The following is a 21,932-nucleotide window of genomic DNA, read 5'->3' as shown; positions in this document are numbered from 1 at the left end:
ACAGGCCGGACGCGAGACGGGCTGCGAACGGCCCTCGTAAGACTCGCGCTGCGCGGGGTCACATGCTAGTGGTCGAGTTCGCGGGCTACCGCGCGGACGACCTCGGAAATGCGCTGCGCCAGTTTGCGATCCGGGTACTTGCCCTTGCGCAGATCCGGCTGCACCTTGGTTTCCAGCAGCGTGATCATGTCCTCGACCAGCCCGTGTAGCTCGTCGGGGCTCTTGCGCGGATGCGTCGGCTGCTTGTCCCGCGCGGCGCGCTCCTGCCCCTGACGCACCGAAGGCGGCGCCTCTAGGAGCTTCAGGCTCAATGCCTGGGGACCGCGACGGCCGGCGGCCATCCCGAATTCGACGCGCTGACCGGGCTTCAGGCCTTCGACACCATCGGGGAGCGCGGACGAACGGACGTAGACGTCCTCACCCTCGTCCTGGGAAAGGAAGCCGAAGCCCTTTTCGACGTCGTACCACTTCACCCTGCCGGTCGGCACTGCGCTCACCCGTTCATCATTCGAAACCCGAGCCCTGGTGGCCCGAGAACATCCGTCTGCCCGAACCCGCCGCGCGAAATCGCCGCGTGCAGGTTCTGCCAGTTTGCGAAAAGAACGCGCCCAGCAGGTATGCGGGACGCGGTTCTACCGAGTCTACCCCGGTGTGAATAACGCAAGCACATCAGTTTTACGGTCGAGCGGTGACGAACCCCTCCGTGCCGCCGCCCTCCGGCGGCTCGCCGCGCCGCTCCGCCGACTGGTTGCTGCGCCTCGCGCTCGGCCTGTTCGCGGTTGGTTTGCTGGCGATCATCGCCATCTTCTTGACGCCGGTACTCAGCGAGACAAAGCCGGGGTTGTGGCTCTACGGGATCGCGATGCTGACGCCGATCGGCTTCCTGCTCGCGATCGTCTACGCGCTGTGGTCCGGCCGCCGTTCTCGCTGAGCTCGCCCCAAGCGACCAACCGGCCCTGAACCAGTTACCCCGGGCAACCGTTACCGAATCTCCGATGTGATCCTAGTCACATAACGGAGAGGTCACGGAGCGGTGACGGCGCTCACCCGCCCGGATCCCACGTCCTCTAGCTGCACGGAAGCACTCGCGTGGCAACCGAGACCGTCTCGAGACCGAGCGGTACACGCCGGTTACCAAATGGTGATTTTTCGCGGCGATCGTCGTACGGTCTAACCCAGCCGGGGCACCCCGGCAACCACCGGTCCGCACGCACCGAACCTCGCCCCGCGGATACCGGAACCCCGACGGAAATCAGGGGCGAGGGCGGGACGGACGACCTCTCAGTCCGAACCCGACCGATGACCCTCGCAGGTGCGTCGAGAGGAAGACAACCCGATATGAGTGGACGCCATCGCAAGCCAACCTCGACCGGGCGCACCGTAGCCAAGGTCGCCGTCACCGGCGCCATCATGGGCACCGCAGGTGTGGCCCTCGCCGGTAACGCCAGCGCGGCACCTGACACCGATTGGGATCGCCTCGCGCAGTGTGAAGCAGGCGGCAACTGGGGCATCAACACCGGCAACGGTTTCCAGGGCGGTCTGCAGTTCTCCCCGAGCACTTGGAACGCCCACGGCGGCCAGGAGTTCGCCGCGACGGCCAACCAGGCCAGCCGCGAAGAGCAGATCGTGGTCGCCGAGAAGGTGCTCGCCTCCCAGGGCTGGGGCGCATGGCCCTCCTGCTCGTCCCGCTTGGGCCTGAGCAGCGCACCGTCGCCGCGCACCGCCCCCTCCACCAATGCTCCCCGCTGGGCCCCGGAAGCCCCTGCGCCGCAGGCCGCGCCGGACAGCTCCCAGCAGATCTTCTCGGCCGTCGACCGCGCCATCGAAGTCGTCCAGGCCCAGGGCGTTCAGGTGCCCAAGGAAGCGCTCGATTTCCTCAACGGCGCCAAGGCGAGCGGCATGAAGCTCGACCCGACGATCGTGAACTTCTTCGAGGCCAACAAGGGCCTGCTGCCCTCCTGACCCAGTCGTTCACCAAGAAGGGCCCCACATCGCTGAGGATGTGGGGCCCTTCTTCGGTATTTGTGAAGCTTTCGCGAGCACGGCCTAGCGGTTGATCACCGTGTGCGGGTGCATGTACGGCAGCTGCTCGGCCGGGACCGGAAACTCGGTGTCCTCACCGTACGGCGAGAGCCCACCGGAACGGGCCGACGAGAGTTCGGTGACCGCGTGATCACCGTCGGCCACCTTCGGCCAACCATTGTCGACATAGGGTTTCTTCGATTTGTTCACCACAAGGCCCATTGTGGCATGTGACGGTCCCCCAGCAACTCGGCGGCGGCTACAACGTGTCCACTAGGCTGGAGCGATCGGATTGTGACGCAACGACTGATCTCGGGAGCACATGGGTAACTCGTCGGGGACGCCCAAAACGGCACCAAACAGCACACCGTCGGCCCGCGTCGGAAGTCCCGGGGCACCCACGACCGGCAAAAGGCGCGGAGAGGCGGGGGAACCTGCGACCGATTCCCTGGGGCTTTGGCTCGGCGCGCGCAGCGATGAACAGCTGGTGGCGCTGCTCGAACTTCGGCCGGATCTGGCTGTCCCGCTGCCCTCGTCCATGGCGGTGCTCGCCGCGCGCGCCGAGCAGCGTGCATCGGTGCTGCGCGCCACCGATGATCTCGACACGCTCGAGTTCGCCATTCTGGAAGCCCTTGCGGTGCACGGGACTATGCGGCCGCCGCACGACAGCACACCGCTCGGTCGCAAAGCGCTGCAAGCGCAGTTGAAAGCACGGGTGCGCAAGGCGGCGCTCGACGCCGCGCTGGCGCGGCTGACCGCCCGCGCGCTGGTCTGGATCGACGGCGACGACCTGTATCTGGTCCCGGCCGCCATCGAGGCGCTGCCGTGGCCGATCGGCAGCACCACCCAGCTGCCCGACGCGCTCACCGAACCGGAGGTGCGTGCCGCGCTCGACGAGATCGCGACGCCCGAGCGCAACCTGCTGGAGAAGCTGGCCACCACGGGGCCGCGCGGGCGCACCAGGGACGCCGCGCCGGGCACTCCCGCCGATCGGCCGATCCAGCAGCTGCTCGGCAGGCAGCTGCTGCACTGGATCGACGACGAGACGGTGGAACTGCCGATCACGGTCGGCCAGGTGCTGCGCGACGAACCGGTGACCCACCCGCACGCGCTCACCCCGCCGGAACCGGCGGCGAAGAAGCTCACCCCCGCCGATGTCAACGCCGCCGCCGCGGGCGAGGTCGGTGAGTTGCTGCGGCATTGCGCGGCCATCCTGGAGGCACTCGGCCAAACGCCTGCCCCCGCGCTGCGCGCGGGCGGGCTCGGCGTGCGTGAGCTGCGCCGGGTGGCCAAACACGCGGGCATCGACGAACCGAGGGCCGGGCTGCTGGTCGAGCTGCTCGCCGCGGCCAAGCTGGTGGAGAAGGGAATGCCGGATCCGGCACCGGAATTCGACTCCACCGACGATTTCTGGGCGCCGACCCCCGGCGCGGACGGCTGGCTGGAGAGCCCGTCCGCGCGGCGCTGGGTCGTGCTGGCCACCGCCTGGCTGGAGCTGGACCGGATGCCGTGGATGATCGGCATGCGCGACGCCAACGACAAACCGCTGGCCGCCCTCTCGCTGGAACTGCGCAACCCGGTGGCGCCGCGCGACCGGCGCGCGGTACTCGGGCTGCTTGCCGAATACCCATCGGGCACCGCGCTCGATCCCGGCGATATCGGCCGGGTGCTCGCGTGGCGGCAACCGCGGTGGCGCAGGCACTTCCGGCTGGAGGCGGTGGAGCACACGCTCGCCGAGGCGGCGGTGCTCGGCCTGGCCGGACGCGGCGCGCTCGCCTCGGCGGGGCGCGCGCTGTTACACGGCGCACCGACCAGCGCGGCCGATGCCGAGGCCGAGATGGAGTCCGCGCTGCCCGCACCGGTCGACCACGTGCTGGTGCAGGCGGACCTGACGGTGATCGCGCCGGGCCCGCTGACCCCGGAGCTACAGCAGCGGGTCGCGCTCGTCGCGGATGTCGAATCCGCGGGCGCGGCAACGGTTTACCGGATCAGCGAGCAGTCGGCGCGGCGCGCGCTCGACGCCGGGATGACCGCGGCGGAGCTACACGCGCTGTTCACCACGCATTCGCGCACGCCGATACCGCAGGCGCTGACCTATCTGATCGATGACGTGGCGCGCCGCCACGGGCAGTTACGGGCGGGGATGGCGCAATCCTTTGTGCGCAGCGACGATCCGGCGCTGCTCGCGCAGGTACTTGCCGCGCCGGTGGCGAGCGCGCTCGCGCTGCGGGCGATCGCGCCGACGGTGGCCATCGCGCAGGCGCCGCTCGGCGAACTGCTGGAACAGCTGCGGGCGGCCGGATTCGCGCCCGCCGGTGAGGATTCCGCGGGCGGCATCGTCGATCTGCGGCCGCGCGGCGCCCGTATCTCGGTGCGTGCCAACGCGCGTCAGCCGTATCGACCGACGCCGCCGAGCACCGAGCAGCTGGAAATGCTTGTCGCGGAGCTACGCGCGGGTGAACGGGCGGCCAGCGCACGCGCCGGGCAGGCGGTGCGCCCCGACGGCACCCGCACCAGCACCGCCGCCACCCTGGCGCTGCTACAGCTCGCGGCGCGGGTGCGGCGGTCGGTGAATATCGGCTACGTGGACGCCAGCGGCGTTGCCTCGCAGCGGGTGGTCGAACCGTTGAAGGTCGGTAACGGCCAGCTCGACGCGCTCGACCCGGTAACCGGCGCGGTCCGGCATTTCACACTGCACCGGATCGCGTCGGTCGCCTTGCTCGAATGATCCCGGTGGCTCAGGCCTTCGGCTTGGCCAGACAGAACGTGGTCTTGGGCTCATCGATGGTGATGAACTTCTCCGCGTTCGAACCGCAGGCCAGTTCGTCGGCCTGGCCGTCGATGCGCTGCACCACCTTGAAGCTGGCCTCGGGCGCGGCGCAATCCGCCGACTTCCAGCCGCTGGTGCCGATCTCGGCATAGCACTTGCTCTGCTTGAAGTTCGGCGCCAGGCAGAGGAACCCGTTCGAGGTGTCGTCGGAGCCGACCATGCGATTCCCGCATTCGGTCTTCTTGTCGGAGGTCTTGGCCACCTTGTAGAGGGCCTTGTCCGACGAGCAGTCGACCGTCTCGACCTTGGCATCCGCCGACGCGGCACTGACGACGCAGTCACCGACCTTGGCCTTGGCCGACGTCTCGGACTTGCTTGACGAGCAACCGGTCACCGCGATCACTACCGCGGCCACCGCCACGAGGGCGAGCACGATGCGTGCCAGCAGCCTCGCTCCTGGAAACTTCACCTGAAAACCTCTCTCACCGAACGTGTTCACGCGGTCCGTGAACGTTGGTGAGGATATAGGGGGAGTGACTCCCCCGCCTCCCCGCGACTGCAGGCCAGACAAAGTGCCACAGCAGTTAGCGTTGGCAACCGGCGGTAATGCCGTGGTTCAGCTCTGGACGTACCCGACGAGTTACCCATGTGCTCACGAAATCAGTCGTCTCGTTTGTAGGTGCGATGTACAGGCTCAGAACAACTGGCCCATGCCCAACAGCGAGAAGCCGAGCAGGCGGGGGAGCAGGGTGCCGAGCAGTTGGAAGCCTAAGTAGTTCATTAGCAACACCTTTCGCGTTTCCTTCAAAATTCGGACAAGCGTCCAATCCAACGAGGGTGTCGTTGCGAATCCTCGGATCGTTACGCTTGTCCCATGTCGCTCGACGACGTGGCCGCCGACCTGTACGGACTCGAACCCGGTGAGTTCGTCACCGCCCGCGCGGCCATGGCCGGTGCGGCGCAGGAAGCGGGCGACAGGGAACTCGCCGCCGCCATCGCCAAGCTGCGCAGGCCGACGGTCACCGCCTGGGTGGTGAACGTGCTGGCCAGGGCGGAGCCCGAGGAGGTCGACGCCCTGCTGCGACTCGGCGCCGCACTGCGCGCGGCCCAGCGTGAACTGTCCGGCGATCGGCTGCGCGAGCTGACGACGCAGCGGCAGCAGGTGGTCAACGCGCTGGCCAAGCGGGCGGGTGCGCTGGCGGCCGACCGGGGCAAGCCGGTGAGCGAGACCGTGCTGCGCGAGGTGGCCCAGACGCTCACCGCGGCACTGGCCGATCCGGAGGTCGCCGAGCGGGTGCATACCGGGACGCTGGCCACCGCCGCCACCTACGCGGGCTTCGGGCCCGCGGGGCCGGATCTGGTCGCGGTGCCGGAGACCGCCGCGCCATCGAAAGCGGATGGCAAGCCGAAAACCGGCGCACCGCGGGAAGACCCGCGCCAGGAACTGGACGACGCGCTCGCCGCACTCGAATCGGCCCGCGCCGCACTGGATTCGGCGCAAGCCGAAGCGACGAAGGCGACCGAGCGACTGGCCGAGGTGGACACCCGCCTCGGCGCACTGCGCGCCGAGCTCGAACATGCCGAGCAGGAGCGGCAATTCGCCCGCACCGGCGAGCGCACCGCCAAGGAACTCGTCCACACTTCCCAGCGGCAGCTCGATCGGGTCGAGCGCCGGGTGCAGCGCGCCCGCGATCGGGTCAACGACGCGTAGCCGTGAGCCCCGGCTTATCACAGCGAAACAACCGCACCGAACTGCCGCGGCACCCGAGTCCGGCCTGAAGTCGCGGAGAGGCGGACTAGCTGCCCGGATAGAGGTATTCGTCCGGCGGCAGTTCGGTGCGGTTGAGCCAGGCGGTGAAGAAGCCGGTGAGATCCTTGGCGGTCTTCGACTGCACGAACCTGCGGAACTCCGGCATCGAGGCGTTCCCGTACGCGTGCGCGGCGTTGAATTCCCGCACGGCCGCGAAGAACACCTCGTCGCCGAGCTGTTTACGCAAGGCGTGCAGGAACAGCGGGCCCCGGTAGTAGACGGAGGTGAATTCGTTTCCGGCGCCGGGATTCTCCAGCGGGATGTCCCAGAACTGCTGCTTGTCGCGCACCTTGTCGATGGTCTCGCGGTACTCGGCGTCCACGTCCTTGCCGTCCTTGCGCTCCGGCCACAGGTAGTCGGCGGTGTAGCTGGCGAAGCATTCGTTCAAGCAGATATCGGACCACTGGCGCACCGATACCGAATCGCCCCACCACTGGTGCGCGATCTCGTGCACCACGGTGTTCAGATCGGTCCACGGCGCGTAGATCGGCCTGGTCTGGGTCTCCAGTGAGAACTCCAGCTCGGCGTCCACGTAGATGCCGCCCGCGGCGTCGAACGGGTAAGGGCCGTACAGGCTTTCGATGAAGTCGAGGATCTCGGGCAGGCGCTGCTCGTTCTCGCGGTTCTTCTCCGCGTTCGGCGCGAACGCGGAGACCAGCGGAGTGCCGTTGGCGCGGCGCTGTTCCAGGAAGCTGAACTTATCGATGGCGACCGTGGTCAGATAGCCGATCGTCGGCTGATGCGATTCCCAGCCGACGGTGCGCCGCCCGCCGATCACCGTGTCCTGCGTGCGCACACCGTTGGACACCACCTCCCATTCGGCGGGCACGGTCGCGCGCAACGCGAAAGTCGCCTTGTCCAAAGGGGTGTCGTTCAACGGGTACCAGGTGGTCGCGCCGTGCGGCTCGCCGGAGACGAACGCGCCGCCGCTCGGCGCCAGGGTCCAGCCCTCGCCCTCGGTCGCCACGGCCGGGCCCGCGTAGTCGACGGTCACCGTGAACGGCAGGCCGGGCAGCAGCGGCAGCAACGGGGTGATGGTCAGCTCGTGGTCGCCGTTGCGGTCGAAGCCCGCGGGCAGGTTGTTCACCGACACCATGCGCAGCTCCGGGCCGGCGTAATCGAGGTTGAACCTGGTCAGCAGCTGCGTCGCGGTCGCATCGATGCGAGTGGTGCCGGTCAGCAGGTGGCTCGGCGGGTCGTAGTCGATGGTCACGTCGTAGTGGCGGGCGTCGTAGCCGCCGTTGCCGTCCAGCGGATAGTAGGGGTCACCGAGGCCGGGCGCTCCGGCCAGCGGGTCGGCGATGGCATCGGCGCCGGCGGGCAGTGGAATTCCCGTCAGCAGCGTCGCGGCGATCGCACAGGCCGTCAGCCAGGACAACCTCATGAACGACCACCCCTTTCTCGGCCACCCCTTCACCGGTACCGAGGTACCGTAGCCGCTTCAGTCCGCTCTGCCGGTGAGCGCCACCGACGCGCCGAGCCCGACGATCAGCATGCCGCCCGCGCCGCCGACCGCCTCGAGCCGCTTCGGCGACTTGGCGAACCAATCACGGGCGAACGCGGCCGCCAGCCCCCAGGTGCTGTCGGAGACCAGCGCGATGGCAAGGAAGATCGTGCCGAGGATCAGGAACTGCAGCGGCAGCGATCCGGCGTCCGGGTCGGCGAAGTTCGGCAGCACCGCGGCGAAGAACACGATCGACTTGGGATTGGTCAGCCCGACGAGCAGGCCCTGCCGGAACACCCTGACGTCCGTCGCGCCATCGACCCGCCCATCGAGTGCCTCCCGCAACGACTTTCGCGCACGGAAGGCCTGCACCCCGAGATAGACCAGGTACAGCGCACCGGCGAATTTCACCACGGTGAGCGCGAGCGCCGAGGCCGCGAGCAGCGTGCCGAGCCCGACCGCGACGAGCACCAGTGTCACGTAGACGCCCGCCGCGTGCCCGAGCACCGAGATCAGCGCGGCGCGGCGGCCGAGGGCGAGCGCGCGCCCGATGGTGAACAGCACACCCGGCCCCGGTATGAGGATGATGACGAGGGACGCGGCGAGGAAGGCCAGCAGATGGCCGGTGGGAATCATGGCGCCTCACTCACTGGTCGCGGTGAGCGCGACGGACGCGCCCAAGCCGACGATCAACACTCCGCCCGCGCCGCCGACCGCTTCGAGCCGCTTGGGCGATTTGGCGAACCAGTTCCGCGCGGCCGCGGCGGCCAGTGCGTAGGCGCTGTCGGAAATCAACGCGATGACGAGGAACACCATTCCCAAGACCAGGAATTGGAGCTGCAGGCTGCCGCGCGCCGGATCGGCGAAGTGCGGCAGCACCGCGGAGAAGAAGACGATGGCCTTCGGGTTGGTCACCCCGACCACGAAGCTCTGCCGGAAGACCCGCGAGCCCCTGGTCGGCTCGACACGCGCACCGAGCGCCTCCCCCAGCGACTTTCGCTCCCTGATCGCCTGAATACCCAGGTGGATCAGGTACAGCGCGCCGGCGAATTTGACGAGGGTGAGCGCGATCGCCGAGGCGGCGAGCAGGGTGCCGAGCCCGAACGCGACGAGCAGCAGGCACAGCATGACACCGGTCTGGTGCCCGACGACGGAGATGAAGGCGGCGCGTCGGCCGAGCGCGAGCGCACGGCCGACGGTGAAGAGCACGCCGGGACCGGGAATGATGACGATGAGCACGGACGCGGCGATGAACGCCAAGAGATCGGGCGTTGAAACCATCACCCGAGTCTATGCAGTGGCGCAAGGGATTTCGCGGTGTCAGCGGCCGAGGCCGCCGGGCAGCTGGTGCGGGTCGAGCAGCAGCCGCTTGGCCGAACTGCGGCGCACCATGTCGGCGAGCCCCAAATTATCGCTGAGCAGGCGCCATTCGGTTTCGCTTATGGCGGCGCGGGCCCGATCGATGACGGTGCCGTCCCGCGTCCCCCACGCGATCGGCATGGCGCTCACCGACTGCCAGCGCTCCCCCACCGCCCGCGGCGTCCGGTCGGTGCGCACCGTGACCGAGGGCACCCGCTCACCCGCGCGGGCCTGATGGCCGGGTAATGCGCGAACCTTCCTGATCACCAACGCGTATCGCGGATCCCTGGCCTCCGGCTTGGCCACGTCGACCAGGGCGAGCAGAACGACGCCGCTCGGATGCGTCTCCGAGACGACGGCGGGCACCAGCGCGCCGTTGCGGTAGAGCTTGTCGATGCTCGACCGGTGCGGCGTCCACAGCGCCACCCACAGCGCGACGACGGTGCCGAGCGCGAAGGCGATGGCGAGCAGATAGGCCCACGGATGGTTCAGGTAGACGAGCGAGGCGGTCACCGCGAGGCCGAGCAGCGTGGCCGCGATCGCCAGCACACGCAGGCGACGGACTTCGGCGAATACCTCGTTGACCGCATGCGCGTGCCTGCGGTCCACCGGGAATTCGAAGCGTCGCACGGTTCATTCCTAGCACACGTTGTGGAGGGCGTGCCTCCGCTTATCCGATGGCCGGACCCAGCAAGTCGTCGGCATCGGTGATGCGATAGGCATACCCCTGTTCGGCCAGGAAACGCTGCCGATGCGCGGCATATTCGGCGTCCAGGGTGTCACGGGCCACCACCGAGTAGAAATGTGCTTGTCCGCCATCGTGTTTCGGCCGCAGCAGCCGTCCGAGGCGCTGCGCCTCCTCCTGCCGCGAGCCGAAGGTGCCCGAAACCTGTACCGCGACCGAGGCTTCCGGCAAATCGATGGAGAAGTTCGCCACCTTGCTCACCACGAGCACCGGCACCTCGCCGCGCCGGAACGCGTCGAAGAGCTCTTCGCGCTCCTTGGTTTTGGTGGAGCCCTGGATCACCGGCGCGTTCAGCGCGGCGCCGAGCTCGTCGAGCTGGTCGAGGTAGGCGCCGATCACCAGGGTCGGCGCATCCTTGTGCCTGGCCAGGATCGACTCCACCACAGCGACTTTCGTCCGCGCCGTCGAACACAGCTTGTAGCGCTCCTCCGGCTCGGCGGTCGCGTAGGCCATCCGCTCGGCATCGGTGAGCGTGACCCTGACCTCGACGCAGTCGGCCGGTGCGATCCAGCCCTGCGCCTCGATATCCTTCCACGGCGCGTCGTAGCGCTTCGGGCCGATCAGCGAGAACACATCGCCCTCGCGACCGTCCTCGCGCACCAGCGTCGCGGTGAGGCCGAGCCTGCGCCGCGACTGCAGATCCGCGGTCATCCGGAACACCGGCGCGGGCAGCAGATGCACCTCGTCGTAGATGACCAGGCCCCAGTCGCGGCTGTCGAACAGCTCGAGGTGCTTGTACTCGCCCTTGGTCCGGCGGGTGATCACCTGATAGGTGGCGATGGTGACGGGACGGATCTCCTTGCGCTCACCGGAGTATTCGCCGATCTCGTCCTCGGTCAGCGAGGTGCGCGCGAGCAGCTCGCGCCGCCACTGCCTGCCCGCGACGGTATTGGTGACCAGGATCAGCGTGGTCGCCTTGGCCTTGGCCATCGCGGCGGCGCCGACCATCGTCTTGCCCGCGCCACACGGCAGCACGACCACACCGGAGCCGCCCGCCCAGAACGAATCGGCGGCCATCTCCTGATAATCGCGCAGATGCCACTTGCCCTCGGTGTAGTCGAGCTCGATCGGGTGCGCTTCGCCGTCGACATAGCCGGCCAGATCCTCGGCGGGCCAGCCGATCTTCAACAGCATCTGCTTGATCCGGCCGCGCTCGGACGGATGCACGATGACGGTGTCGGCATCGATGCGCTCGCCGAACATGGGCGCGAGCTTCTTGTGCCGCAGCACCTCTTCGAGCACCGCGCGGTCGAGGCTGACCAGCACCAGCCCGTGCACCGGGCTCTTCACCAGCTGCAACCGGCCGTAGCGGGCCATGGTGTCGACGATGTCGACGAGCAGGGGCTGCGGTACGGCGTAGCGCGAGAAGTTGACCAGCGCGTCGACCACCTGCTCGGCATCGTGTCCCGCGGCGCGCGCGTTCCACAGCGCCAGCGGCGTCACCCGATAGGTGTGCACATGCTCGGGCGCCCGTTCCAGTTCGGCGAACGGTGCGATGGCCTGCCGCGCCGCATCGGCCAACTCGTGGTCGACCTCGAGTAGCAGCGTCTTGTCACTCTGCACGATCAGCGGACCGTCCGTCACAGTCCCTCCTTGCTTCGATTCCCGCCCATTCTTCCCGACCCCACCGACAGCGCGGCGACCTGCGGGTACCCCAGCAAGAAGGTAGCGCGAGCCGCGCACCGTTTATTCCGGCGGGTGCGCAGCTCGCGTAGATCAGATGACTCGGGTGGGTCAGATGACGATGAAGCCGAGCACGCCGCCGATCACCGCGCCGACCGCGGCCATGACGAAGATGCCGGGAATGCACCCGATGATGAAGAAGATCAAACCCAGCGCGCAGCCGACGATGCCGCCCGCCGCGACACCGACGATGATGCCCGCACCGGCGCCGATGACGCCGATCTCCTGCGCGGGCTGGCCCTCGGTCACCGTGAGCTGGTCGCCGGGGCGCATGGTGAGGGTGCTGCCGTCGGCACTCACCTCGGTCTTCAGATGGACGGCGCGGCCCGCGGCGGCGTACACCGTCGGCAGGCGCTCCAGCATCGTGCCGTCGGCCGCGCTGATGGTGACGGCGCTGCCGTCCGGCGCCACGTCGAACCGTCCGTTGGTCAGGCGCGTGGTCACGCCCTGGCCGTCGTCGGATACGCCGGTGGCATATCCGACGCCCCCTGATGAGCCGCTCACCGTTCCCGGAGCGGTAGCACTCGGCGGCGTGAGCACGGCGGATTCACCGTGCGCGGTCGCCGCCGCGAGACCGGTGGCCGCGATGGCCAGCAGGGATGTCGCCACGAGCTTGCTGAATTTCATGCGATCGCCTCTCAGTCGATGCTGTTCGACCAGCAATTCTCAATTCGGGCATGACACGCTCGCCCATCATTGATTGCTGAGGCGTTGCTGACGGGGACGGTGTCGGCGTGTCGGCAACCCGATTCGTTCAGAGGCCCAACGGCTCCGGGACCGAAAGCCGCATGGACTCGACCGTTCGCCACCGCGCGGGGACATCGCGCATGACCAGCGCGCAGTCCAATGTCGCACTGCCCGGCGGGAATCGGGCCGGATCCTCGAAGAAGCTGGAGTGCACGGCGATGAGCTCGACCGGTTCGACCCGCCAGGCATCGGTGGCGAGTTCGACGCCGTCCAGCCGTCGCGGATCCGCGCTGCACGAGTAGCCGCCGCAGCCCTGGCGGAAGAACTCCGAGGCGGTGGCCAGATCGGGGAACAAGCGGCTGCCCGCGAAATCGTCGGCCAGGCGCGCGTCGACGGCGACGCGGGTGGATCCGTCCATGGTCGCGTACTCGACGTGCAGGTCGGTGCCGGTCTCGCGGACATCGAAGTCGGCCAGATGATGCACGCCGGGAAACAGTCGCCCGCCGACGACCGTGTTGAGCCGCGAATCGGTATCGCGGCGCGGAATGTAGACACCGGTCCGCACGCCGTCCGGCCCATCCCATTCGACCGCGATGCGGTGCGCGGCATTCTCGCTGCGCACCCCGATACCGCTGGGCAGATACGGCGGGCGGACCTGGCCCAGGCGGATCAGGCAGATACCGGCGACGGCCCAGTCGCCGACCAGCTGCGGCCGCAGCGGAGCGGGCAGCAGTCCGGCGGCGACCGCCGGGTCGACGCGGTAGTTCACCAGCAGGCGGCGCTCGATCACGCTGGCCAGGGTCGGAATCATCAGATTTCCTCGGTGTCGTTGTGCCGGTTGCGCTTTCGTCGCGACAGCACCTCCTCCGGACAGACCGCGCTCAGAAAGCGGCCGACCGAGAGCGCGAGGCGCTCCTCCACCAGGGAGTAGAGGATCCGGTTGGCGTCGCGGCGCTCCTTGATCAACCCCGCGCCGCGCAGGACGCCCAGATGTCGCGACACCGACGGGCCGCTGAGCGGGAACCGTCCGGCGATCTCCCCCGCCGCCAGCTCGCCCTCGCGCAGCTCCATCAGGATCTGGCGCCTGGTCGAATCCGCGAGCGCACGGAAGATGCTCGCCTCGTCCGCTGTCTCCATACTTTGAATTTAGCACAATAGCTAAATAGCTAGAGACGAAGCGGCCGTTAACAGGGCGGTCCAGCGGCCGTGAAGTGGACCGAGACGGACGGCCGACCAGTGAGTGAGGATCGAAGGCATGATCGAGATGACCGCGATTCTTGGCGTGGCCGCTGCGGCGTTGGGCATGGTGCTGACCCCGGGGCCGAACATGATGTACCTCGTCTCGCGGACCGTATCGCAAGGCAGGCGTGCGGGATTGGTGTCGCTGACCGGAGTCGCCGCCGGCTTCGGCGTCTACCTGACCGCGGCGGCCGCTGGCATCACCGCGGTATTCGCGGTGGTACCCGGTCTGTACCTGGCGGTGAAACTGGCGGGCGCCGCGTACCTGCTGTGGCTGGCCTGGCAGGCGATCCGGCCGGGCGGCACCTCGGTCTTCGCGCCGAGCGAGCTGCCGATCGATCCGACGCGCAAGCTGTTCACCATGGGTCTGGTCACCAACCTGCTCAACCCGAAGATCGCGATCATGTACATGGCGCTGATCCCGCAGTTCGTCGCGCCCGAGCACGGCCGGGTGTGGCTGCAGAGCCTGAGCCTCGGCGCGGTGCAGATCACGGTCGCGCTGACGGTGAACTGCCTGATCGTCCTCGGCGCAGGCAGCATCGCCACCTTCCTCACCGGCCGCCCGCTGTGGCTGCGCGCCCAGCGCTTCGTGATGGGCACCATGCTCGGCGCCATCGCGGTCCTGCTCGCCACCGACCGCGCCCGCCCGCTGCCCGCCTGATGGGCGCAGCCGGACGAAGTCCGTCCCCAGACCGCGCATGGCCGGAGCGAATGCGGAGGTACGCCTGACACCGCGCCCGCGGATCGGCCACGTCGATACGAGTGGCGCGCGCTGTTGTGACACGGTGTGCGCATGGTCTACAGCGACATCGTGGCTACGCAGCTGAGTACCGCGGTCAACGCACTGCAGCACGCCGGAGAGTTGGTCGCGGTCTTCGCGTTCGCGGCGTCGGGCGCACTGCTGGCCGTGCGCAGGGATTTCGACATCTTCGGGATCGTGGTGCTCGCGGTCAGCACCGCGCTCGGCGGCGGTGTGATCCGCGATCTGATCATCGGGCGCACGCCGCCGCTCGCGTTCACCGACCTGAGCTACCTGTGGACCTCACTGCTCGCCGCGGTGATCATCTTCTTCCGGCACCCACCGCGCAGGCTGACCCGAGGGCCGCTCGAGGTCGCCGACGCGGTCGGGCTCGGATTGTTCTGTGTCACCGGCACGGTCGCCGCCTACTCACACGGCCTCGCCGCGCCGTCGGCGGCGCTGCTCGGCCTGGTCACCGCGATCGGCGGCGGCGTCATCCGCGACCTGCTCGGCGGGCAGACACCGAGCGTGCTCCGGCCCGACCAGATCTACGCGGTGCCCGCACTGGTCGGCGCCGCCATCACCGCGGCGCTGCTGCACTACGGCTACTACCGCGGCTGGACCGGCGGCCTCGCCGCACTCGGCGCGATCGCGCTGCGCCTGCTCGCGCTGCGCTTCAATTGGCATGCGCCGCAAGCACGCAGGCACCCGACCGCGCCGTGACGACCGCGCTCAGCCGACGCGCACACCGGCGCGCAAGCGCCGCACCGCCTCGTCGAGCACCTCGTCGCGCTTGCAGAAAGTGAAGCGCACCAAGTGATCCCATGACGCCTTGTCATCGGCGAACACGCTGACCGGTACCGCGGCGACACCGATGCGCTGCGGCAGTTCCCGGCAGAACGCCAAACCATCGGTGGCGCCCATCGGGGTGATATCCGCGACCACGAAATAGCCACCGGCGCTTGCCTTCACCCCGAACCCGGTCTCGGCGAGCGCGGCCGAGAGGCGTAAACGCTTGTCGGACAGCGCGTCTCGCAGACCATGCACCCAGTTCAACTCGCTCTCGATGGCGTGCGCGACGGCGGGCTGGAACGGCCCGGCGCCGACGAAGCTCATGAACTGCTTGGCGGCGAGCACACCGTTGATCAGATCCGCCGGGCCCAACGCCCAGCCGGTCTTCCAGCCGGTGACGCTGAAAGTCTTTGCCGCACTGGACACCACGACGGTGCGCTCGGCCATGCCTGGCAGCGTGGCCAGGCTGACGTGCTCGCCGCCGTCGAAGACCAGATGCTCGTAGACCTCGTCGGTGAGCACGAGCAGATCGTGCTCGCAGGCGATTTCGGCGATCGCGGTCAGATCGGCGCGGTCGAGCACGGTCCCGGTCGGATTGTGCGGGGAGTTGACCACGAGCATGCGGGTGTCGGGGGTGATGGCGGCGCGCAGGCTGTCCAGATCGAGGACGAACCGGTCACCGTCGGCGACCAGCTTCGCGGTGCGCCTGCGCGCACCGGCGAGCGCCACCGCGGCGGCGTAGGAGTCGTAGTACGGCTCGATCAGCACCACCTCCTGACCCGGTTCGACCAGGCCGAGGATGGCCGCGCTGATCGCCTCGGTCGCGCCGACGGTCACCAGCACCTGACTGTCCGGGTCGTAGTGGATGCCGTAGCGGCGGGCCCGGTCCTCGGCGACGGCGCGGCGCAGCACCGGCATGCCGCGGCCGGGCGGGTACTGGTTCAGACCGTCCGCGATGGCGCCGCGGGCAACCTCGAGCATGCCTGCCGGGCCGTCGGTATCCGGGAATCCCTGACCGAGGTTGACCGCGTCGTGGCGGACGGCGAGCTCGGTCATCTCGGCGAAAATCGTGGAGGCGAAGGGCCGCAAACGGGCCACGGTCGCGGGGTGCGAGGGCATATTCGGAGCCTAGTCGAGAGCCGCCGAATGCATCCTATGACTTCAGCCCGAGCATAGGCCGCCGACCGGCATCAGCCGAGGCGGATGCCGGTGAGCTTGGCCGGATTCGCCAGATCGTAGGCGCCCCAGACCAAACCGTCCCGCACCGCGAAGCCCATGACCCGCGCGGGTGACCCGCCGAGCCCGAACTCCGAGGGCAGCCCCTTGACCACCAGGCCGAGCTGCCCGTTGACCGTCGCGAATTCGTAGTCCTGCGCCGGGTCGGTGCCGTCCAGCCCGTACTCGAGCATGAGGCCGAGGAAGAAGTGCGCGATCTGATCGGCTCCGGTGAGCACGCCGGCCGCGGTGGAGGTGGTGCCGTTCGCGTCGCCGATCAGCACCGAATCCGGATGCAGCGCGGCGGTCACCGCGGCGATATCACCCGAGGACAGCGCGGTGAGCAACCGCCGCACCGCCGCCTCGTGCTCGGTATCGGAGACCGGAGCGGGCGTGTGCGCCACCGCTTTTCGGGCGCTCTCCGCGTACTGAACGGCCTCCTCCGCCGAAACGCCGAGTATGCCCGCGATCTCGTCGAACGGCACCGCGAGCCCGTCGTGCAGCACGACGGCGACCCGCTGTGGCGGGGTCAGGGTGTCGAGCACGACCATTGCGGCCAGGCGGCACTCCTGTTTGCGCACAACCGATTCCAGTGGATCCGCCGCGCCCGACGGGGTCACGCCGGTCACGATCGGCTCCGGCAGCCACTGGCCGACGTAGCTTTGCTTGCGCACCGCGGCGCCGCGCAGGCGGTCGAGGCAGATACCGCCGACCACGGTGGTCAGCCAGGCGCGCAGGTCATCGATCTCGTACTGGCGCGCACCCGCCAACCGCAGCCAGCTCTCCTGCACCGCGTCCTCGGCGTCGCTGACGCTGCCCGTCAGCCGGTATGCGACCGAGAGCAGATGCGCCCGATGCGATTCGAACAAGTCGGCGAGAAGAGCGGCAACCATCGCGCTGATTGTACGGCTCGCACAATCGGTGGAATCCGGCGCCTCGACACCGAAGTTGATCTAGATAATCCGGGCCGGTTTCCGTGTCACCATGGCGCGGTGGAAGAACGCGCGCTGTCCGACGGAACGGTCTGGCTGACACCACCGACCGAGGCCGATATCGACACCATCACCGAGTGCTGCCAGGACCCCGACATCGGCGCGTGGGTCACCATCCCGGTGCCGTACCGGCGCTCGGACGCCGAATCGTTCCTTGACAACGTCGTCGCGCCCGGCTGGGCGGGCCGCAGCCCCACCTGGGCGCTGCGCCTGCGCGCCGACGGACCCGTCGTCGGCATGATCGGCCTCGACCGCCTCGACGAATCATCGAACGAGATCGGCTTCTGGGTGGTGCCCGAGCACCGCCGCCGCGGGCTCGTCTCCCGCGCCATCGCGCTGGTCTGCGAATTCGGCTTCAGCGCGGACGGTTTGGCGCTGCAGCGGATCACCTGGCGCGCGATCGTCGGCAACCACGCCTCGGCGGCGGTGGCCCGCCGCAACGGATTCCAGTACGAGGGCATCGCGCGCCTCGGCAGCCTGCAACGCGGCGTGCGCCACGACAACTGGGTCGCCGGACGGCTCGCCACCGACCCGCCGGGACCGGCGGGCGACTGGCCGGAAGGGGTGTGACGAACCCGCTCCGCGACCGCGATCGAGCGCGCGGCGAAACAGCATGCCGCGCAGCTCGATTCCGGCGGGGGTGTGGCGATCAGCTGTCCCGGCGCTGCCGCACCGCCTCGGCGAGGCGATCCAGCTGCGCGGCGGTGGTGTCCCAGTCCAGGCACGCGTCGGTGATCGACTGGCCGTAGGTCAGCTCGGCGGCGTGTCCGAGGGTCAGATCCTGGCGACCGGCGACGAGGAAGCTCTCCAGCATCACCCCGACCACGCCCGCTTCGCCAGCGGCGATGCGGCCCGCGATATCGGTGACCACGTCGACCTGCCTGTTGTGGTCCTTGTTGCTGTTGCCGTGGCTGGCGTCGACGACGAGGCGCTGCGGCAGCGACGCCTTCTCCAGGCGCAGGCAGGCCTCGGCGCACGAGGCGGCGTCGTAGTTGGTGCCGGTGCTGCCGCCGCGCAGGATCACGTGGCAGTCCGGATTGCCCGCGGTGCGGATCAGCGCGGCGCGCCCGTCCAGGTCGGTGCCGGGGAACACGTGGCTCGCGGCCGCCGCGCGCACGCCGTCCACCGCGACCTGCACATCGCCGTCGGTGCCGTTCTTGATGCCGACCGGCATGGACAGCGCGCTACTCAACTGGCGGTGCACCTGGCTGGCTGCGGTGCGCGCGCCGATCGCGCCGTAAGCCACCAGGTCGGCGATGTACTGCGGGGTGATCGGGTCGAGGAATTCGCACGCCACCGGCAGGCCGAGCGCGGTGATGTCGACAAGCAGTTTGCGGCCGAGGCCCAAGCCGGTGTTGACGTCGAAGGTGCCGTCCAGGTGCGGATCGTTGATCAGCCCCTTCCAGCCGAGGGTGGTGCGCGGCTTCTCGAAGTAGACCCGCATGACCACGTGCAGCCGATCGTCGAGTTCGGCGGCCTTCACGGCCAGCTTGCGCGCGTAGTCGAGCGCGGCGTCGGGATCGTGCACCGAACAGGGGCCGACGATGACCATCAGGCGGTCGTCGTCACCGTTGAGCACGTCGACGGTGGCCCTGCGGCCGGCGCGGACGGTGTCGGCGAGTGCGTCGGTGATCGGGTGCGCGCGGCGCACGTCGGCCGGTGAGCGCAACGGGCTCAGGCTCAGCGTGCGTTGGTCGTCCAGGTCCGCGACATTCGCGTCAACCCCGGAGGCGGCAGCGCGCGTAACCACGGAGGGCTCGCGAATGTCGCCAGTGGGTACTGTGTGCCGCGAATCGACATCGGCTGCGGTCGTCATAGTGGATGGTTTCCTTTGGTGTAAGGCCGACCCACGGAGACAAAGCGAGCCGGTCAGAATCCGGCTCGGGGTGGAAGGTGGTCAGCGCAGCAGGTTGCCGCAGACCGACCCACCCGGGGCCGGCTTGCTAAACCAGAAATACGCGCGCTGCACGTCGGCGACTGTACCAGGCATGTACCAAGTGGTGAACAGGCCGTGCCGCAGCCCACAGTTCCCGCCCGAGCCGGATAGGTGCGGCTCAGCCCCACTGGCCGGGCACATAGCTGCCCGCTGGGGTCCGCGCGATGACGTTCATCCGGTTCCACGCGTTGATCATCGCGATGGCGCCGATGAGCGCGCCTGCCTGCTCCTCGTCGTAGTGCTTGCGCACCTGCGCCCAGGTCTCGTCGCTCACTTTGCCGCCGTCGGCGATGCGGGTCGCCTCCTCGGTGAGCGCCAGCGCGGCGCGCTCGGCCTCGGTGAACACCGTCGCCTCGTGCCAGGCGGCGACCAGGTTCAGGCGCACGGAGGTCTCGCCGTGGTGCGCGGCGTCCTTGGTGTGCATATCGGTGCAGTAGCCGCAGCCGTTGATCTGGCTGGCGCGGATCTTGATCAGCTCGTGGGTGGCCGCGGGCAGGGTGGAGTCACCGATGACCTTCTCGGCCATGACAAGTCGCTTGTAGAGGCCGGCGATGACGGGATTGGTCATGAGGTCGAGGCGGGGTTCCATGTCGGATCCTTTGTTCGTGTTCCGTTGGGTTCGCTAATAGGACGGTTGAGCCCACCGGGGTGTGACACCCCGTCGCGTGATCCGCATCACCTCCGCGCCCGCCGGATGACACGGACCGGTGGGCGGCGTGTCCGGACATTCGCGGCGTCGACCGCTAGTAATGTCCGCCAGCTATGGACACGCTCATCTTCGGCGGGCTGCTCGCGGCGCTGGTCGTCCTGTATCAGCAGCGCTCCCGGCGGGTGGTGCTCGGCGCCTCGCTTGTGCTGCTCGTCGCGACGATTCTGCTTCTGGCACACCACATCACCGGTGGCCTCGGCCACGGATTGAACTACTGACATGGCCGTCACGCAGACCGCGACGGCGCGCGCGGGCTTCGCCGGGCAGCTCCAGTACTGGCTCGCCTGCGTTTTCATGATCGGCTGGTCCGGCGTGATCTGCGGCGGGCTCGGCATGCAGTTCATCGCGTGGGAGTACCCGTGCCCGCTGTGCATGGTGCAGCGCATGTTCATGGCGCTCGCGGCCCTCGGGGCCGCCGTCATCGTGCGCAAGGGCATGAACGGCACCATCGCCGCGCGCGACTACATGATGGGCTGGGGCCTGGCCCTGACCGGTTGTGTCGCAGGCGGATTCGCCGCGTGGCGGCAGACGATGCTGCATATTCTGCCTGGCGATCCCGGCTACGGCGATCCGGTACTGGGGCTGCATCTCTACGTGTGGGCGTGGATCCTGTTCGTCGCCGCCATCGCGACCATCGCTGTGGCGCTCGCGTTCTCGCATACGACGGCGGCGAGCGCGATACCGGCGAAACCCCATCGGCTCATCGGGCTGATCGCCTTCGGCTTCTTCGGCATCGTGCTCGCGGTCAACCTGGTGGCGATATTCCTGCTCGAGGGCTTCCACTGGTTCCTGCCCGACGATCCGGACCGCTACCAGCTCTTCTACGACCTGCACATCCTCTGAGCGAGCGCGGACGTCACCTCACGCGGCGAAGTCGAAGGTGACGCCCGTCAGCTTCTCCGAAAGCTCCCACAGCCCACGCGCGGTCGCCTCGTCGCGCGACAGCTTCGACGAACCGGAGGGGCCGGGGTAGCCGCGCAGGCCGCCCAATCCGGTCGGCCCGTAGTAGCCGCCGTGCTTCACCTCGGCGGTCGCCGCGAAAAGGCCTGGCAGCGCGCCCATCTCGGCGCTCTGCGCGAACAGCCGGTTGCCGAGCGCCATCACCGTGTCCAGGATGGATTCGGTGTGCGACTGCAGGTCGGTGGAGGCGTAGCCGGGGTGTGCGGCCACCGAGATCTGCGACGCGCCCGCCGCGGTCAGGCGGCGATCCAGCTCGTAGGCGAACATCAGGTTGGCCAGCTTGGCCTGACCGTAGGCCGCCCAGCGCTGATATTTGCGGCGCTCCCAGTTGAGGTCGTCCAGATCGATCTTGCCGATACTGTGCGCACCGCTCGCCACCGTGACGATCCGGTCCGAAATCTTGGGCAGCAGCAGCCCGGTCAGCGCGAAGTGGCCGAGATGGTTGGTGCCGACCTGCATTTCGAAGCCGTCGGCGGTGCGGCGCAGCGGCAGCGCCATCACGCCCGCGTTGTTGATCAGCACATCGGCCCGCTCGATCGAATCCGCGAACGCACGCACCGAGGCCAGATCGGCGAGATCGAGCTTGCGCACCTCGGCGCGCTCACCGAGGTCGGCGGCCACCCGCTCGCCCTTGGCGACATCGCGGCAGGCGAGCACGACCTGTGCGCCCGCACCGGCAAGCGCGCGGGCGGTGACGGCGCCGAGGCCGCTGTTCGCGCCGGTGACGATGATCGTCCGGCCACTCTGATCGGGGATGTTCGAGGTGTCCCAACGGCTCATGGGCCGGAGTCTAGTGCGCCCGGCACGGGTTCTCAGCCCATGCCGGACCG

25 protein-coding genes are annotated in these 21,932 nt (G+C 68.8%); 9 read left to right on the top strand and 16 right to left on the bottom strand.

All coding sequences use genetic code 11. The features are described from left to right. Positions 1-65: 65 nt before the first annotated feature. On the bottom strand, positions 66-488 hold the full coding sequence (locus tag ACIG5A_RS16710) for a cold-shock protein (RefSeq protein ID WP_397241824.1): 423 nt from the start codon (positions 486-488) through the stop codon (positions 66-68). Positions 489-688: 200 nt separating this feature from the next. On the opposite strand from ACIG5A_RS16710, the gene ACIG5A_RS16705 reads away from it, so the two are divergent. Further along, on the top strand, positions 689-931 hold the full coding sequence (locus ACIG5A_RS16705; protein WP_397241087.1) for a hypothetical protein: 243 nt from the start codon (positions 689-691) through the stop codon (positions 929-931). Positions 932-1,338: 407 nt separating this feature from the next. After that, complete coding sequence (locus ACIG5A_RS16700) at positions 1,339-1,962, top strand: transglycosylase family protein (RefSeq protein ID WP_397241086.1); 624 nt, start codon at positions 1,339-1,341, stop codon at positions 1,960-1,962. Positions 1,963-2,046: 84 nt separating this feature from the next. Here ACIG5A_RS16700 and ACIG5A_RS16695 read toward each other — a convergent pair whose 3' ends face one another. Next, positions 2,047-2,235 carry a hypothetical protein gene (locus tag ACIG5A_RS16695; protein ID WP_397241085.1) on the bottom strand — a complete coding sequence of 63 codons (189 nt, stop codon included), beginning with the start codon at positions 2,233-2,235 and terminating at the stop codon, positions 2,047-2,049. A 274-nt stretch (positions 2,236-2,509) separates the two neighbouring features. Here ACIG5A_RS16695 and ACIG5A_RS16690 point away from each other — a divergent pair, with 274 nt between their 5' ends. Then, positions 2,510-4,750, top strand: a complete 2,241-nt coding sequence (locus ACIG5A_RS16690; protein ID WP_397241084.1) for a helicase-associated domain-containing protein — start codon at positions 2,510-2,512, stop codon at positions 4,748-4,750. A gap of 10 nt (positions 4,751-4,760) precedes the next feature. Here the strand turns inward: ACIG5A_RS16690 and ACIG5A_RS16685 are convergent, their stop codons facing one another. Beyond that, on the bottom strand, positions 4,761-5,261 hold the full coding sequence (locus tag ACIG5A_RS16685; RefSeq protein ID WP_397241083.1) for a hypothetical protein: 501 nt from the start codon (positions 5,259-5,261) through the stop codon (positions 4,761-4,763). Between the two features lie 405 nt (positions 5,262-5,666). Here ACIG5A_RS16685 and ACIG5A_RS16680 point away from each other — a divergent pair, with 405 nt between their 5' ends. Then, complete coding sequence (locus tag ACIG5A_RS16680) at positions 5,667-6,503, top strand: hypothetical protein (protein ID WP_397241082.1); 837 nt, start codon at positions 5,667-5,669, stop codon at positions 6,501-6,503. 85 nt (positions 6,504-6,588) lie between these two features. Here the strand turns inward: ACIG5A_RS16680 and ACIG5A_RS16675 are convergent, their stop codons facing one another. The 8 genes from ACIG5A_RS16675 to ACIG5A_RS16640 form a co-directional block, all read right to left on the bottom strand. After that, entirely contained in the window at positions 6,589-7,986 is a 1,398-nt protein-coding gene (locus ACIG5A_RS16675) for a M1 family metallopeptidase (RefSeq protein ID WP_397241081.1), read from the bottom strand. 57 nt (positions 7,987-8,043) lie between these two features. After that, on the bottom strand, positions 8,044-8,682 hold the full coding sequence (locus tag ACIG5A_RS16670) for a LysE family translocator (RefSeq protein WP_397241080.1): 639 nt from the start codon (positions 8,680-8,682) through the stop codon (positions 8,044-8,046). 6 nt (positions 8,683-8,688) lie between these two features. After that, the gene (locus ACIG5A_RS16665) at positions 8,689-9,327 is read right to left on the bottom strand and encodes a LysE family translocator (RefSeq protein WP_397241079.1); all 639 of its coding nucleotides are present in this window, start codon (positions 9,325-9,327) and stop codon (positions 8,689-8,691) included. Positions 9,328-9,366: 39 nt separating this feature from the next. Then, positions 9,367-10,035, bottom strand: a complete 669-nt coding sequence (locus ACIG5A_RS16660; protein ID WP_397241078.1) for a DUF3239 domain-containing protein — start codon at positions 10,033-10,035, stop codon at positions 9,367-9,369. Between the two features lie 40 nt (positions 10,036-10,075). Beyond that, positions 10,076-11,734 (bottom strand): DNA repair helicase XPB, encoded by a 1,659-nt coding sequence (locus ACIG5A_RS16655; RefSeq protein ID WP_397241077.1) that lies wholly within the window; start codon positions 11,732-11,734, stop codon positions 10,076-10,078. A 150-nt stretch (positions 11,735-11,884) separates the two neighbouring features. After that, a complete protein-coding gene (locus ACIG5A_RS16650; protein ID WP_397241076.1) occupies positions 11,885-12,460 on the bottom strand; it encodes a hypothetical protein in 576 nt (191 codons plus the stop codon). 127 nt (positions 12,461-12,587) lie between these two features. After that, the gene (locus tag ACIG5A_RS16645; protein ID WP_397241075.1) at positions 12,588-13,331 is read right to left on the bottom strand and encodes a DUF2071 domain-containing protein; all 744 of its coding nucleotides are present in this window, start codon (positions 13,329-13,331) and stop codon (positions 12,588-12,590) included. Continuing rightward, entirely contained in the window at positions 13,331-13,657 is a 327-nt protein-coding gene (locus ACIG5A_RS16640; RefSeq protein WP_397241074.1) for a metalloregulator ArsR/SmtB family transcription factor, read from the bottom strand. Before ACIG5A_RS16640 ends, ACIG5A_RS16645 begins: the two co-directional genes overlap by 1 nt. A 118-nt stretch (positions 13,658-13,775) precedes the next feature. On the opposite strand from ACIG5A_RS16640, the gene ACIG5A_RS16635 reads away from it, so the two are divergent. Together ACIG5A_RS16635 and ACIG5A_RS16630 are read left to right on the top strand one after the other, a co-directional pair. Continuing rightward, positions 13,776-14,420 carry a LysE family translocator gene (locus ACIG5A_RS16635; protein WP_397241073.1) on the top strand — a complete coding sequence of 215 codons (645 nt, stop codon included), beginning with the start codon at positions 13,776-13,778 and terminating at the stop codon, positions 14,418-14,420. Between the two features lie 132 nt (positions 14,421-14,552). Further along, on the top strand, positions 14,553-15,221 hold the full coding sequence (locus ACIG5A_RS16630; RefSeq protein WP_397241072.1) for a trimeric intracellular cation channel family protein: 669 nt from the start codon (positions 14,553-14,555) through the stop codon (positions 15,219-15,221). 9 nt (positions 15,222-15,230) lie between these two features. On the opposite strand, the gene ACIG5A_RS16625 is transcribed toward ACIG5A_RS16630, so the two are convergent. Next, positions 15,231-16,409 (bottom strand): pyridoxal phosphate-dependent aminotransferase, encoded by a 1,179-nt coding sequence (locus ACIG5A_RS16625; protein WP_397241071.1) that lies wholly within the window; start codon positions 16,407-16,409, stop codon positions 15,231-15,233. A gap of 71 nt (positions 16,410-16,480) precedes the next feature. After that, positions 16,481-17,398, bottom strand: coding sequence for an RNA polymerase sigma factor SigJ (sigJ, locus tag ACIG5A_RS16620; protein ID WP_397241070.1), 918 nt, complete (start codon positions 17,396-17,398; stop codon positions 16,481-16,483). 99 nt (positions 17,399-17,497) lie between these two features. Between sigJ and ACIG5A_RS16615 the strand changes: the two genes are divergently transcribed. Then, positions 17,498-18,067 (top strand): GNAT family N-acetyltransferase, encoded by a 570-nt coding sequence (locus tag ACIG5A_RS16615; RefSeq protein ID WP_397241069.1) that lies wholly within the window; start codon positions 17,498-17,500, stop codon positions 18,065-18,067. A gap of 79 nt (positions 18,068-18,146) precedes the next feature. On the opposite strand, the gene ACIG5A_RS16610 is transcribed toward ACIG5A_RS16615, so the two are convergent. Continuing rightward, positions 18,147-19,313 carry a 3-deoxy-7-phosphoheptulonate synthase gene (locus ACIG5A_RS16610; protein ID WP_397241068.1) on the bottom strand — a complete coding sequence of 389 codons (1,167 nt, stop codon included), beginning with the start codon at positions 19,311-19,313 and terminating at the stop codon, positions 18,147-18,149. Positions 19,314-19,551: 238 nt separating this feature from the next. Then, entirely contained in the window at positions 19,552-20,022 is a 471-nt protein-coding gene (locus ACIG5A_RS16605; protein ID WP_397241067.1) for a carboxymuconolactone decarboxylase family protein, read from the bottom strand. A gap of 173 nt (positions 20,023-20,195) precedes the next feature. Between ACIG5A_RS16605 and ACIG5A_RS16600 the strand changes: the two genes are divergently transcribed. Further along, positions 20,196-20,360 (top strand): DUF5993 family protein, encoded by a 165-nt coding sequence (locus tag ACIG5A_RS16600; RefSeq protein ID WP_397241066.1) that lies wholly within the window; start codon positions 20,196-20,198, stop codon positions 20,358-20,360. 1 nt (position 20,361) lies between these two features. Then, a complete protein-coding gene (locus ACIG5A_RS16595; protein WP_397241065.1) occupies positions 20,362-20,985 on the top strand; it encodes a disulfide bond formation protein B in 624 nt (207 codons plus the stop codon). Positions 20,986-21,003: 18 nt separating this feature from the next. On the opposite strand, the gene ACIG5A_RS16590 is transcribed toward ACIG5A_RS16595, so the two are convergent. Next, positions 21,004-21,882, bottom strand: coding sequence for an oxidoreductase (locus tag ACIG5A_RS16590; RefSeq protein WP_397241064.1), 879 nt, complete (start codon positions 21,880-21,882; stop codon positions 21,004-21,006). Between the last annotated feature and the right edge of the window lie 50 nt (positions 21,883-21,932).

This window comes from Nocardia sp. NPDC052566 (assembly GCF_044547285.1).
Lineage (GTDB): Bacteria > Actinomycetota > Actinomycetes > Mycobacteriales > Mycobacteriaceae > Nocardia.
This window is presented reverse-complemented; position numbering and strand designations above follow the sequence as displayed.